The sequence below is a fragment of the Thermoanaerobacter ethanolicus JW 200 genome (assembly GCF_003722315.1).
GTDB lineage: Bacteria > Bacillota > Thermoanaerobacteria > Thermoanaerobacterales > Thermoanaerobacteraceae > Thermoanaerobacter > Thermoanaerobacter ethanolicus.
In genome coordinates, this window is the sequence record NZ_CP033580.1 from 1,643,753 (window position 1) to 1,658,960 (window position 15,208).

The 15,208-nt window shown below is 34.8% G+C and carries 11 protein-coding genes; 10 read left to right on the forward strand and 1 reads right to left on the reverse strand.

Features of this window, described 5'->3' with window-relative positions; translation table 11 throughout:
- Nucleotides 1-8: 8 nt before the first annotated feature.
- The gene (locus EB239_RS08155; RefSeq protein WP_003870124.1) at nt 9-1,589 is read right to left on the reverse strand and encodes a sigma-54 interaction domain-containing protein; all 1,581 of its coding nucleotides are present in this window, start codon (nt 1,587-1,589) and stop codon (nt 9-11) included.
- A 442-nt stretch (nt 1,590-2,031) separates the two neighbouring features.
- On the opposite strand from EB239_RS08155, the gene EB239_RS08160 reads away from it, so the two are divergent.
- The 10 genes from EB239_RS08160 (at nt 2,032) to eutM (ending at nt 15,195) form a co-directional block, all read left to right on the forward strand.
- Nucleotides 2,032-3,351: a purine-cytosine permease family protein gene (locus tag EB239_RS08160; protein WP_003870125.1), complete on the forward strand. Its 1,320-nt coding sequence runs from the start codon at nt 2,032-2,034 to the stop codon at nt 3,349-3,351.
- An 83-nt stretch (nt 3,352-3,434) separates the two neighbouring features.
- Entirely contained in the window at nt 3,435-4,538 is a 1,104-nt protein-coding gene (locus EB239_RS08165; RefSeq protein WP_003870126.1) for a DUF917 domain-containing protein, read from the forward strand.
- A gap of 16 nt (nt 4,539-4,554) precedes the next feature.
- Entirely contained in the window at nt 4,555-6,105 is a 1,551-nt protein-coding gene (locus tag EB239_RS08170) for a hydantoinase/oxoprolinase N-terminal domain-containing protein (protein WP_003870127.1), read from the forward strand.
- A 220-nt stretch (nt 6,106-6,325) separates the two neighbouring features.
- On the forward strand, nt 6,326-7,054 hold the full coding sequence (locus EB239_RS08175) for an aspartate/glutamate racemase family protein (RefSeq protein ID WP_003870128.1): 729 nt from the start codon (nt 6,326-6,328) through the stop codon (nt 7,052-7,054).
- 662 nt (nt 7,055-7,716) lie between these two features.
- Entirely contained in the window at nt 7,717-8,034 is a 318-nt protein-coding gene (locus EB239_RS08185; protein WP_003870129.1) for a hypothetical protein, read from the forward strand.
- 509 nt (nt 8,035-8,543) lie between these two features.
- Nucleotides 8,544-9,788 (forward strand): sensor histidine kinase, encoded by a 1,245-nt coding sequence (locus EB239_RS08190; RefSeq protein WP_003870130.1) that lies wholly within the window; start codon nt 8,544-8,546, stop codon nt 9,786-9,788.
- Nucleotides 9,763-11,355, forward strand: coding sequence for a response regulator transcription factor (locus tag EB239_RS08195; RefSeq protein WP_003870131.1), 1,593 nt, complete (start codon nt 9,763-9,765; stop codon nt 11,353-11,355). Before EB239_RS08190 ends, EB239_RS08195 begins: the two co-directional genes overlap by 26 nt.
- A gap of 526 nt (nt 11,356-11,881) precedes the next feature.
- Complete coding sequence (ytaF, locus tag EB239_RS08200; RefSeq protein ID WP_003870132.1) at nt 11,882-12,505, forward strand: sporulation membrane protein YtaF; 624 nt, start codon at nt 11,882-11,884, stop codon at nt 12,503-12,505.
- Between the two features lie 535 nt (nt 12,506-13,040).
- Nucleotides 13,041-14,453, forward strand: coding sequence for a group II intron reverse transcriptase/maturase (gene ltrA, locus EB239_RS08210; RefSeq protein WP_129545130.1), 1,413 nt, complete (start codon nt 13,041-13,043; stop codon nt 14,451-14,453).
- Between the two features lie 460 nt (nt 14,454-14,913).
- Complete coding sequence (gene eutM / locus EB239_RS08215) at nt 14,914-15,195, forward strand: ethanolamine utilization microcompartment protein EutM (RefSeq protein WP_003870135.1); 282 nt, start codon at nt 14,914-14,916, stop codon at nt 15,193-15,195.
- Nucleotides 15,196-15,208 lie beyond the last annotated feature (13 nt).

Sequence of the window (15,208 nt, forward strand, 5' to 3'; positions counted from 1 at the left end):
AGTTACACCTACCTTAGATGGTATTTTCTAAGCCAACGATAGAGAGTTGCCAGACTAATGCCTAACTCTTGAGCAATTAACTTTTTGGACTGGGTAGAATTACCGTATTTAGCTAATAGAATTTCTAACTGATCTTTTAATTGATCGACCTGGATAATTGGATGGGTGGTTTTAACTTCACCAAACTGGGATTTACTAGAGGAAAAACCGTTTTGTAAGTACTTTGGTAGATAATGCGGAGTAATTTTATCACCTTTACAAATAGAGACGGCGTAAGTAACTACGTTTTTTAATTCTCGTATATTTCCTGGCCAATTATAATTCTGAAGTATTTGAATAGCTTCGGGGCTAAAGACTTTAAATGGCTTATCTTGTTCAAGACAAACATTTTTTAAATAAAAATCCAAAAGCAGAGGTATATCATCTCGACGCTCACGTAGTGGTGGTATGAAAACTGGAAAAACATTTAAGCGGAAGAATAGGTCTTCTCTGAAGAGTTTAGCATCAATTAATTCTTTTAAATCTTTATTAGTTGCCGCAATAATTCTTACATCAATTGGACGGGAAACAGTAGCTCCAATTCTTTCTACTTGTCGGTTCTCCAAAACCCGTAAAAGTTTTGCTTGTAATTGGATGGGCATGTCACCAATTTCATCAAGAAAAATTGTTCCACCATTAGCAAGTTCAAATTTACCAGGCTTGCCGCCACGACGAGCACCTGTAAATGAGCCGTCTTCGTAGCCGAAAAGTTCGCTTTCAAGAAGGTTATCGGGAATTGCAGCACAGTTTATTGCAATAAAAGGATGGTTTTTCCGAGGACTTAAGTAGTGAATATAGCGGGCAAAGAGTTCTTTACCAGTGCCACTTTCACCTTGAAGTAGTACTGTGCTGTCGGTTACTGCGATTTGTCGTACAAGGTCTTTTATTTCTAAAAAACGAGGGTTTTTACCTGGAATAGTAAAAAAAGAATCGTCGTGAAAAAGGAATTTGTTTTCTTCCTGCTTGGTTGGTTCTGTTTTCCAGACTATCGAACCCGTTGTTATTCCATCTTTTGTAAAAATACGATAATAAAAGTTTCCCCATCTGGTTTTTATAAAACCTTCTGGCTCACCTGTCTGACTTACCTTTTCCCAAAGGGTAAAGGTAGAAAGTTGGATAGGCGAATGAGTTTGACTTAAAATTAGTTGTCCTTTATTGTCAAAAAGGAAAAACTCTATATTAAATTGATTTGCCAAAAATTGCAATGCTTCCGCGATTAACAAATTATCGGATTTTTGTTCAGGAATATATAACATTTCCAATACAGTCAAAAGAAATTTAACAAGGAATGCGGGTGTTAGCTTTAAATCTCTATCAATGTTTTTAGGCAATGCAACCACAAAAATATCTTCTTCTAGTTTAAAGGAAAGTATTAGCTCATAAGGGCAAGCAGTGCCTTCCGGGCAAGTGGGCGTACAGGGTGGTGCCCAAACACGATAGCCTGTTTTCGGAAGTGAAATAAATGAGAAACATTTTTCCGGAAGATTGGTCATAACGCCAAAAGTTTCTTTAAGAGAATCAATAAAAGAATCAATAAAAGCTTTTCTCATAAATTTTATCACCACTTAAAATGAGAAATTTTAATAGCCATGAGAAAACATGATAAAAAATGAGAAATTTTGAGAATAAATGAGAAAATAAAATAAAATATAAAAAATATAAGTTAATTTTTATTATATTTTAATTCAAAAGAAATTCTGCGTCAATAGTTTTTTCTTAGCTATAAAATTTTTAAACGTTTTAATTTTGCTTACAATTGGCATTTTAAGATTAAGAAAATTTTTTTAACACATCTCACTTTTTTTTTTTTTACCTTTCAAAATGGAATTCTACTTATTATCAAGAACTTTCCCATCGTATAACTTTACACATCCTTAGTTAAAATCATAAAAGTTTGGCGAAGAAATTGGCATGATTTTTGCTAAACTATTGCTTCACAGAATTAACTTTTTAAACTTTAAAAAATTAACTTTTTAAAGAGGAGGAGCCAAAATGGCTTTTAAGACTGCTGATGACTATTCTTTAAGTCGTGTTCCATTAAATGCACGACGTCCTATGTGGGAGGTTTTCATGATTCGTTTTGGCAGTGTGGTTTGTTTGCCTTTACTTATGACTGGTGCCACTATAGGCTATGGCATGACAATGAAAGATGTAATTATTGCTACTTTATTGGGTGTTACAATTATGGAAATTGTCAGTTTTTTAACTGGAGTAGCTGGAGCTTTAGAAGGAATGTCTACTAGTTTTCTTTCTCGCTGGGCAGGCTTTGGTCAACTAGGTTCGAGTCTTATTGGACTTGTAATTTCAATTACGGCTACGGGTTGGTTTGGTATTCAAAATTCTGTTTTTGCTGAGGGACTTTATAGTGCTTTTAGGGGTAAGGTTAATATTCAGTTATTAATGCTTATAAGTGGTATTGCAATTACATTAATTGTAGTTTATGGTTATAAAATGCTTAGCTATACAGCAAATATTGCTGTTCCTGCTTTTATAGCCGGAGTATTGTGGGCTACATTTAAAATGTTAGGTAACTACAATATGAGCGAAATTCTTTCATCTCCCCCTCCGGGTCCGCATCTTACTATTGGTGTTGCTGCAACTATGATAGCGGGTGGCTTTATGGTAGGTTCGGTTATAACGCCTGATCTGAGTAGGTTTAACAGAAACGCCAAAGATGTTTTTTGGATGACTTTACTAAGTCTACTTTTAGGAGAAATATTACTAAACTTTATAGGAGCCACGATGGCACATGCAGCAAGTACAAGCGATGTTGTTAAGATAATGTATAATCTAGGTGGTTGGTTTGCTGCATTGTTGGTTATTTTTTCAACTATAAAAATTAATGATTTAAATCTTTATGCTGCTTCATTGGGTGTTACTAATTTTTTAGATGCTGCCTTTAATGTAAAAGTTAACCGGGGAATAGTTACATTGATTATTGGAATAATAGGAACAGCACTTTCTATGATGGGAATATTAGAGAAATTTACAAGTTTTTTGATGATATTAGGAATTGCAATACCACCTATTGCAGGAATCATGGTTGTTGATTATTTTATCTTAAGGCGTTTCAAAAAAGAACTTGAGGAAAGTCGTGCAGAGGGCAAATTACCGGAGATTGTGGAGCATATCAATCCTATTGCATTATTAGCTTGGTTAATTGGAGCTTTAATAGGTTATTATGTTCAGTGGGGTATTCCAGCATTAAATTCTTTAGTGGCTGCTGGTTTAGCACACTGGTTAATATCGAAAATGTGGGCTATAACCACAGGCTGTAAAATGATTCGTTTTGTAAAAGGTGAGAATGCATGAAAAGGATGGTAGTAAAATATAACTTTTTTAGGAAAATTTACAAAAAATCTATTAAAAATGTTTAGAAGGAGGTACAACAAAAAATGAAAAAGGATATAGAAAAAATTAAGAAAATCGATGTGCAAGTAGTCGAAGACATTGCGGTTGGAGCTGCTCTTCTCGGAACTGGGGGAGGAGGAGACCCTTATGTAGGCAAACTCATGGCTATTCAAGCTCTACAAAAAAATGGTCCAGTAGAACTTATTGATGTTGACGATATCCCCGATGATGCATTAGTTGTTCCTGTAGCAATGATGGGAGCGCCGACAGTATTAGTAGAAAAAGTACCCTCAGGAAAAGAGATTTTCAAGGCTTTTGATAGTCTCCAAAGTTTCCTTGGGAAGGAAGTATATGCGGTTCTTCCTATTGAAGCTGGTGGAGTTAATTCAATGATACCTATTATGGTTGCAGCTGAGAAGAAACTACCACTGGTAGACGTAGATGGCATGGGAAGGGCTTTCCCGGAGCTGCAAATGGTGACATATCACCTTTATGGAGTTTCTGCAACACCTATGGTTTTAGCAGATGAAAAAGGTAATTCTATACTTTTACACACAATCAGTAATTTCTGGACGGAAAGTCTTGCTAGAAATGCTACGGTAGTTATGGGTGGATCAGTTATGATAGCAATTTATCCGATGACTGGAAAAGATTTAAAACGAGCAGGAATAAGAAATGTTATTTCTTATTCGGCTCAAATTGGAAGAGCGATACGCGAAGCCCACAAGAAAGGTGAAGATCCTATAGAGGCACTTTTAGAAGTGACAGGTGGATACATGCTTTTCAAAGGCAAAATTTCTGATGTGCAAAGGCGTACTACTGGTGGATTTGTCCGCGGGGAAGCTCATATTGATGGAATTGACCAATATAAAGGGGAAGCCATGACTATTAATTTCCAAAATGAAAATTTAATAGCTCGCCGCAATGGAAAAGTTGTAGCTACCGTACCTGACTTGATTTGTACCGTTGACGCCCATACAGCTTTACCTATAACCACCGAAGGATTACGTTATGGACAGAGAGTATTTATTATAGGAATTCCGTGTGATAAGAAGTGGAGAACTGAAAAAGGCATTGAAACTGTTGGTCCGCGTTACTTTGGATATGATGTTGATTATATACCTTTAGAAGAACTCAATAGAGGTTAAAAGGAGGTAGAAAAAGATGGAATATCGTATTGGAATTGATGTTGGTGGGACCAATACTGACGCAGTCTTAGTAAATGAAAATATGGAACTAATAGAGAGTGTTAAAGTACCGACTACTAAAGATGTTTCAAGCGGTATATTTGAAGCATTGAATAAGGTATTAGATAAAAGTAACATAGATCGCAAAAAGATAAAATATGCAATGTTAGGAACAACCCATGCTACAAATGCCATTGCTGAGCGCAAAAGGCTTTGTAAGACTGCAATTATTCGAATTGGTAAACCCGCAACCGAAGCAATTGCTCCGCTAGTTGGTTGGCCTAAGGATTTGGTTGAGGCGATAGGGAATCATTATTACCTAATTGCCGGTGGAAATGAATTTGATGGCAGAGAAATAAGTCCACTAGATGAAGATGAGCTTCGTAAAATCGCCAAGGAAATTAAAGGCAAAGTAGAAAGTGTTGCGGTAATATCTGTATTTTCTCCGGTTAGCAATAAACATGAATTAAGAGCAAAAGAAATATTGCAAGAAGTTCTTGGGGAAATACCAATATCTCTATCTCATGAAATTGGTTCCCTTGGCCTACTTGAGAGGGAAAATGCTACTGTTTTAAACGCCGCTTTAGTTGAAGTTGCTCGGACAACTGCTAATAGTTTTAAAGATGCTTTGAAACGAGAAGGTCTTACAGAGGCTACCGTATATCTTTGTCAAAACGATGGAACTTTAATGTCGATTGATTATGCGATGCGTTATCCTATCTTAACAATTGCTTGTGGTCCTACAAACAGTATTCGTGGAGCAGCTTTTCTTAGTAAGCTAGAAAATGCATTAGTGCTTGACGTTGGTGGAACTACAAGTGACATTGGAGTTATTTCTCAGGGATTTCCTAGAGAATCTTCCATTGCAGTAGAAATTGGCGGGGTGCGGACAAACTTTAGAATGCCTGACTTAATTTCACTCGCACTTGGCGGTGGTACAATTATTCGTGAAGAGAACGGCGAAATTAAAGTAGGTCCTGAAAGTGTAGGGTATAGAATTACCGAAGAGGCTTTGGTATTTGGAGGGAAAACCATAACTGCTACTGACATTGCAGTTCGTTTAGGATTGGCAGAAGTAGGTTCTAAGGAAAAAGTAAAAGATATACCTTTAGAATTTGCTAAGCGAGCACATGCCAAAATGCAAGAAATGATTAATGAAGCCATTGACAAAATGAAAACCAGTAAAGAACCACAACCTCTTGTATTGGTTGGCGGAGGAAGTATTATTGTTGCCGATGAAGTACACGGTGTAAATGAAATAGTAAGGCCGAAAAATTTTGGAGTAGCCAATGCTTTAGGTGCTGCTATAGCTCAGGTTAGTGGTGAAATAGATCGCATTTATTCTTTGAGTGATATGAGCAGAGAGGCAGCATTAAACGATGCAAAGCAACGGGCAATAAATGAAGCAATAAAAGCAGGGGCTAATCCTGAATCAGTGGATGTCGTTTATGTTGAAGATATACCTTTAGCTTATCTTCCCGGAAATGCAGTTAGAATTAGAGTTAAAGCAGCAGGAAATTTAATTTAACAGACTTTAGTAATTTACTTCCATCTTCTATAAAATGGAGATGAATTAGAGTATAAATGGAAACCAAATCTGGGGAGGCATTTACCTTACGAGTAGTAGGTGAGCACGACATGAACTAGTGTCTGTGGAGGATGCGATAGCATTCTATGAAGCAGGGAGCCACTGCCTAATATAGATGGAAGGCAATTCATTTAATTTTAAAAAACAAGGAGGGTTACTTATGAAACTAAAAATTATTGTACCGATTACCTCGGAGGCATTTAATGAAGAAGTTAAAAGGGAAATCAAGCACTATGTAGATCCTGATGATTATGTTGATGTTGAAAATTTGGATTATGGTCCAGCATCCATTGAATGCGAATATGATGAAGCTATGGCTGTACCAGATATCTTAAATAAGGTAAAGAAAGCTCAAGAAGAAGGATTTGAGGGTATAGTTATTGATTGTTTTGGGGATCCGGGGGTACATGCTGCACGGGAACTTGTTGATATACCCGTTTGCGGTGGTTTTGAACCTTCTATGCAAATTGCTTTAGGACTTGGTCAAAACATTGGTGTTGTTACAGTTTTGCCCAATGTTATTCCAATGTTACACGATTTAGTTGCCAAGATGGGAATAGAAAAGCGAATAAAAGCACTACGATATGTTAACATTCCAGTATTAGATTTGGGCGATAAGAAAAAATTAGAAGATGCCTTATTCAAGGAAAGCTTAGATGCAATTCAAAAAGAAAATGTTCATGTTATTGTATTAGGTTGTACTGGCATGATGGGAGTGGCTAATAATCTAATGAACAGGTTAAAAGAAGCTGGTTATGATGTTCCAGTAATAGACCCGGCCTTTGCTGCGGTAAGAATGGTTAAAACTTATATACGCATGGGATTGAAGCATAGCCGGTTGACTTACATGACTCCTCCTGCAAAACCATATACTTGGTGGGGAAAATAGTAAAAAACTTTTGCTTATAATGGCCAGGTAAACTTTCCTTTTACATGCGTAAAAGATAAATTATATCATAAGATAAAAATATTACCAATTAGCTGGTTTTACATGTGGTTTATCGACTAAGACAAAAAAGAGAAGTACAAATGCTTTAAAAGCAGCACTAATATTTAGGTTAGTGAAATAATAACCAAACCAGCCCAAAGAGATTGCCAGAAGAGCAAATACGTAATCAAGTATTAAGTCCTATCCTATTGTCCAAGCAATAAGTTTTTTCATTAGCATATAGGTGTAGTTATAGGTAGAACCTATAATTGGAAATATGTATGCCAATTCTGCATAGAAATTGCCGCAAAAGCACAAGCTAATCTTGCCAGAATATATGAGAACACAACTGCAAGACAAAATTTTTCAGTTGTAGCAACACCAGTAATTACAAATATACCTGTACCTATAATTGTGCTTATTCCAATTACTATTAAGTCAATGGCACTTAAGACTTCTTTAATTTGGTTCTATAATAAATGTTGATGTAATCCCTAGCCACGTCAACATTTATATAGAACCGTTATTTTTATAATTTATAAACCATAATTAAAATTTTTTGCAGGAATCTCCCTATTAATAGAGAATTAAGCACTATAAACTAAAAAGATCTGACTGTGTAGATGAGAAGAGAAAGAAGAATAATAGAAGCAAAGTATATGCGACTACTTCTCATTACTAGCAGGGTGTGCACTTCGGCAAATGAAGCGAAGAATACTTCAATTTTCCACACTAAATTTTGCTCTTACTCTGCCGCGCTTGCTGCGCTATGTCCCTACCCCGATGCAGAAGTCAAGATTGTTGATGATCAAATAGAAGATATACCTTACCATGATCCTGTTAACCTCGTCGGGCTCACTGCTGAAACTCCTCATGCGCCAAGAGCTTATGAAATTGCTGAAGAGTTTCAACGCCAAGGGGTTCCCACTATCATGGGCTGAGCTCATGCAATACTTTTAGTGACTGCCGAAGGCCCTTGGTGTCAAGAACGGGTAAAAGCCCGGTGATAGTTTATCCTTGATGCCAAAAGGGCTGGAGGTGGTATAATAAGCCGAACGGTGGTGATAGAGAGAAATCAGATTCTAACCAGAGGAATTTTACACAAAAATTTGGACTTGACTAAATAGAACCTTGTTTTTTATAAAGATTTTGATGTAAATAGAGAAGGAATTTGAGAATATGTGTAGAAATTAAAAATTTAAAAGTATAAAACAGTAGCTATTGCAGAGGAAGATTGTTAAAATTTAGACATTAAATAAAGTTATCAAAAGCTAAAAATTTTAATTGGTTTTCATTACATCAAAAAAGCTGTATCCTTTCTTTCTTGGAATATAGGTGTAAAATAAGAATGTATAATTATTTATCTTAGCAGAAGGGAAGAGAACACTGATGAATTTTGTGGTGTTTGCAATTTAGATAATACCTATTTTGAGGCGAGAAGGTGAGAAAAATGGGAGAAGTTAAGTTAAGAGATGTAATTGACGTAAAAAAAGTAGAAGAAATATTACAAAATTTCTCGGATGTTACAGGACTTGGTGCCATTATCGCAACACCAGATGGAGAAAGTATTACAAAACCTAGTAATTTTACAGAACATTGTTTACTCGTAAGAGATACTTTGCATGGAAAAAAAGGATGTTTTAGATCTGATGCAGAATTAGGTAGGCTTTCTTTACAAAAAGGGGGGGTAGCTATTTCACTTTGCCATTGTGAGATAATTGACTTGGCAGCTCCATTACTGGTAGATGGGAAATGTTGGGGATATGTATTATGTGGACAAGTATTTTTATCTCCTCCTACAGAAGAAATGGTTAAAAGAGCAATAGATCGGGCAAAGAATTTCGGCATAGCTCCTGAAGTATATCTTGAAAAATTTTTAAAGATAAAAGTAGTGCCCCAAGATTACATTATAGCAGCTGGGAATATGCTCCAGATTATTGCTAGTTACTTAATAGAACTTGGCCTTAATAAACTTATGCAAGAAAAACTTCTTGAGGAAACTAAACGGAGGTCCGAATATGAAAATATTATTAAAACTTTAGAGCTAAAAACTCTTCAGTCTCAAGTAAATCCTCATTTTTTATTCAATACCCTCAATACGGCTGCTCGATTAGCCTATTTAGAAAATGCGCCACGAACAGCGGAAATTATCTATTCTCTTGCTAGTCTTCTTAGGTATTCACTTCGAAATCTAGACCAACTTGTTGCCTTAAAAGAAGAGATATCGTACTTAAAACACTACCTTCATATCCAAGAAATAAGATATAAAGACCATATAAAATCGCAAATTGATGTTCCAACTGAAATCGAAAACGTACTTCTTCCGGTCATGAGTCTACAACCCATAGTAGAAAATGCTATAATTCACGGTCTGGAAGAAAAAGAAGAAGGGGGAGTAATTAATATAAAAGCTTATCAAAAGGATGAAACAATATTCATTGAAGTAAAGGACAATGGAGTGGGAATAGATAAGAAAATGCTTGAAGTAATTAAGAATGATATCGAAAAAGGTAAAGGACATACAACGGCACTAGGCCTACAAAATGTTGATAGACGAATAAAAATGTACTTTGGAAAAGAATATGGGTTAGAAATAAGGAGCGAAAAAGGAAATGGCACTTTAGTTGTTTTAAAAATACCGATAATTAAGAAAGAGGTGGGAAAATATAATGAAATACAAAGCAATGATTTGTGATGATGAGCCTTTAGAAAGAGAAGTACTTTCTATGATTGTTGATAAAACAGGTTTGCCAATTGAAGTAATATGCGATGCCAAAAATGGAAATGATGCAATTAATAAAGCTAAAGAATTTCAACCTGATATAATCTTTATGGATGTTAAAATGCCAGGAATTGACGGAATAACTGCTGCAAAGGAGATAATAACTTTTCTTCCCAACGTGAAGTTAATAATAATAACTGCTTATGATGAATTTGAATATCTCAAAGAAGCTTTAAAATTGGGTGTTATTGAATATCTTTTAAAACCTGTAACTCCAGAAGAGGTTGAGACGGTTGCCCGAAAAGTAATAGAAATCTTTGAGAATGAAAGGTTAAATGAAAAAAGAGAAGAAGAAACAAGGAAGATTATACAAGATATGAGTAAAATTATAAAAACAGGAATATTAGCGGCAAAAATTCTGGGGTGCTTTTTTGAAGAAGAAGTATCTGATATAGAAATGAAATATTTAGGAATACAATCACTCCCCAACTCCGTATTAATAATTGTTCCAGAAATTGAAACTCAAAGCAAAAAAATAATACACAATAAATATGCTGTGTACCATACAATTGAAAAAATTACAAGAAAACATTCAGACATTTTTGTACTTGCTTTAGGAGAAAAAATAGTTATTGGATTTAATGGTAGTAAATACGATAGATATGAGCTAGCAATTAAATTGAAAGAAGAAGTGGAAACAAAGACAGGAATTATTACTACAATTGGAATAAGTGATATAGGAGAATTTAATAATTTAAAAAAGTTATTTGAAGAAACAGATGAAATGGTGAAATTAGGAAAATTTTTTCTAGGAGAAGGAAATATAATAAAGAAGGAAGATATAGAAGTATTTCTAAAGCCTCACTTTGTTTCTTTAAATACCAAAAGGAAGCAAGAAGAAATGATAGAATTTTTACAATTAGGGGATAGTCAAAAAGCGCTCCAACTTCTAAAGGAGGTTGTAGGGGAAATTCTAACAACAACTAAAAACAATTTATTGGAATGCCAAATAAATCTTATAGAGATAATGATGAGAATAGTCAAAACAATAAGTGAAGTAGGAATGCTAACTGGTGAAGAAGGCAGAGTATTTCAATTTTGCTTTAGTCATTTGCAAAAACTTATGAGGACTCAAAATTATAGAGGTATTACCTTGTGGGCTACATCATTTTTAGAAGAAATTAGCGATCTTTTTGCTGGTGCCAAAAGGAATGAGAATAATATAGTCGAACGAGTAGTAAAGTATATAAATGAGAATTTTGAAAAAGAAATAAGGTTAAAAGAACTTTCTCAAACAATATATCTTAATCCTGAATATTTTAGTAGACTTTTTAAGAAAGAGGTTGGATGCACCTATGCTGAATATCTTACACGAATAAGAATTGAGGCAGCGAAAAAATATCTAGCTAATCCTTCGTTAACAATTTCTGAAATTGCAAGAAAGGTTGGCTATCAAGATGCTAATTATTTCAGTAAAGTATTTAAAAAAGTTGTTGGAATTTCTCCTAGTGAGTTTAGAAAATTGGCTCTTTGTCAATAGTTGGGGTGGGTATTTTTTCTGAATGCCAACCTTTAAATTTTATCACATAATATGGTAATGATTGTTAGTTATTAGTTATAATAAGAGAGAGAGAGTTAGAAGTATGAGTGGGTATTTATCCATGCTTTTCCATTCAGGCTTCATAATGATTGAAATATCTTTTGTTTACAAAAATATTTATGCCTTTTATCACTAAAAATAGCATTAAATTTGAATATCAAGCATTACAATATAATATTCTTTTTCTGAATCGATGGAAGTTTCTATAACCATATGCAATTCTCTTAATGAAAAAGTCAATATATTTTTGTACAAAAAGTGGAATATAATTTTGTTAAAAGTTTCAGAGAAAAAATAGAAAGCTTTTAAAAGATGAAAATGAAAAATTTCATATTAAAATAAATTATTTCCAAAATTTATAATTTTATCAAGATAAAAACCAGGAGTATCTTAAAAATAACCATTTTTAATGTTAATCAACAGTGCCATTTTTTAAATTAATTCGATAGAAAGGAATGTATAAAATATGAAATGGCTAATTATTTTAGGCTTTGCAATATCAGCAAGCATAGACAACTTTGGTGTAGGCCTTTCTTATGGCATACGAAATATACGAATAAGTTTTTTCTCTAATGCTATTATCGCAATAATAGCTTTTTTGTTCAGTATATCTGGGATTATCTTTGGCAAATGGTTAAATTCAGTACTGCCTGGGTCACTTTCTATTTTTGTAGGGGCTTTTTTGCTGTTTATAATCGGACTTAGAATTATTTTACTAGCCGTACCTCGCAAGTCAGTTAACAAAAAGGTAAGACAGTCAAAATATAATTCTATAAAAGACATTTTAGAAAGTCCCGAAATTGTAGATTTGGATAAATCAGGAGAAATCAGTTTGATTGAAGCAATTCTTTTAGGAATAGCCCTTTCAGCAAATGCTCTTACCAACGGTTTGGGTGCAGGCATTTTAAGCTTTTCTCCTTTTACTATATCATTAACTACATCAATTGGAAGCTTTATTTCTGTTTGGGTAGGTGTAAAATTAGGAAAAAGAGTTGCGGAAATACGGATAGGTTCTTTTACACTTAGTCAGTTTGGAACACTGATAAGTGGTATTATTTTACTATTTATAGCAATTAGTACTTTGTTTTAATTGACCATATTAAATTAACGTTATTCCATTAATATTAATAATTTTTTAATAAATGAAATAAGATGTTTTTTAGTGCTTTTTTCTTATGTCCCTTATTACAAAGGGATTTTTTTACGTGCGCCCGGCATGGGCGATAGCTAGGCGGTGAAAGTCCGCTGTGGGCTTGGTAGTGGGAACCACTAGCCAAGAGCAAGGGTGTCCATCGTGAGGTGGAATCTGAAGGAAGCTTAAGGCAAAATCTCGGTCTGATGAACAAGAACCAGATAAGAGGCTGAATTGGGGTGGATGAGTTTGCGTAACAAAACGAAGTCCAACACTACCCGAATCCCATACAGTAAATCTGGCAGATATATGAGATGAAAGTTATCGTTCTTACCCGGGGAGGTCTCAAGGATAAGTCATGGAAGTAAAATCTGAAGTGACAACCCATGCAGTGATGTATGGCTGAACCTTGAGAAGTCAGCAGAGGTCATAGTACTTATCTAGACATGAATAGATAAGGAAGGACCGAACGTTAGGAGGTTTTGGAAATCTTATGGACTCGAAAGATATGCAGAGACTGCAGACAACTCAACAAAGAGGCTATCCGTTGAATAGAGAAATGGAATTTCAAAAGACAACGGAAGTGCATAGTATATCATCGGCGTCGGAAGATGGAAGAAACGAGGTACAAAGATATACCGGCAAGATGCTTGAAATGATAGTAGAACGAGGGAACATGAGAGCAGCATACAAGCGCGTTGTTGCAAATAAAGGAAGCCATGGAGTCGATGGGATGGAAGTAGATGAACTTCTACCGTATCTCAAAGAAAACTGGCCAACCATAAAACAACAACTGCTGGAGGGGAAATACAAACCACAACCAGTGCGAAGAGTAGAAATTCCCAAACCAGATGGAGGAGTAAGACTCCTAGGAATACCTACAGTACTAGACAGACTAATACAACAAGCAATAGCCCAAATACTAAATAAAGTCTACAACCATACATTTTCAGATAGCAGTTATGGATTCAGACCAGGACGCAGTGCAAAAGACGCAATAAAAGCCGCAGAAGCATACATAAATGAAGGATACACATGGGTTGTAGATATGGACTTAGAAAAGTTCTTTGACAGAGTAAACCACGACATAATAATGTCCAAACTAGAAAAGCGGATAGGAGATAAAAGGGTACTAAAGTTAATACGAAGATACCTAGAATCAGGAGTAATGATAAACGGAATCAAAGTATCAACAGAAGAAGGGACACCCCAAGGAGGGCCATTAAGTCCCCTATTAGCAAACATAATGTTGGACGAACTAGACAAAGAACTTGAGAAACGAGGGCATAAATTCTGCCGATATGCAGATGACTGCAACATATATGTAAAAAGCAGGTCTGCAGGAAACAGAGTAATGAAGAGCATAAAGAAATTCATAGAAAGCAAATTAAAACTAAAAGTCAACGAAGCAAAAAGTGCTGTAGATAGACCATGGAGAAGAAAATTTCTTGGATTTTCATTCTATACAAAAGAAAACGAAGTAAGAATAAGAATCCATGAAAAATCCATCAAAAGGTTTAAGGAAAAAGTAAGAGAAATAACCAATCGGAACAAGGGAATAAGCATGGAAAACAGAATAAAAAGACTAAATCAAATAACAACAGGATGGGTCAACTATTTTGGATTAGCAGACGCGAAAAGCATAATGAAAACCCTTGACGAATGGATAAGGCGAAGACTAAGGGCATGTATATGGAAACAATGGAAGAAGATAAAAACGAAGCATGATAACTTAGTAAAACTAGGAGTAGAAGAACAAAAAGCCTGGGAATACGCCAATACAAGGAAAGGCTACTGGAGAATATCCAATAGCCCAATCCTAAATAAGACTCTTACAAATAAATACTTTGAAAGCATAGGTTATAAGAGTTTATCCCAAAGATATCTAATTGTACACAATTCCTAATGAACCGCCGTATACCGAACGGTACGTACGGTGGTGTGAGAGGACGCTGAATAAAATAATTATTCAGCTCCTACTCGATATTTAATATATATATTTTTTCATTAAAATAATGCGAGGACGCCAATTAATAGTCAAAGAGATCTATTAGATACCAGTTATAAAGTTTCTAGTTTTTAATAAATATATAATTTTATGTATAATTTCTGTTAACGCGATGTTAAATTTCTATGCAAAAGATTAGAACTCATTCTGGTGGGATGTCAAAAAAGAACATCTAGAAGTCAAAAAAATTCTATTACAGTTATAATACTTAATTAGTAATTTTTTCTATAAAATTAATTCATCTATTTATTACAGTGGATATGTCATTTTTATTAAGAGGTAATTTTGTTATTAAAGCGAATTATAAATAAAGAAAAATAAAATATTAAAAAACAAACTATTATGGAGGTGTCTTTTAATGACAGGTGAAGCATTAGGAATGGTAGAAACAAGAGGATTAGTACCAGCAATTGAAGCTGCAGATGCGATGGTAAAGGCAGCAAACGTAAAACTAGTTGGTTATGAAAAAATAGGGTCAGGATTAGTAACTGTAATGGTAAGAGGAGATGTAGGGGCGACTAAGGCTGCTACTGACGCAGGGGCAGCAGCAGCAAGAAAAGTTGGTGAGGTTGTATCTGTCCATGTAATTCCAAGACCTCACGCAGATGTTGAGAAGATTCTTCCTAAAGCTGAAGAGTAAAAATTTTATGTGA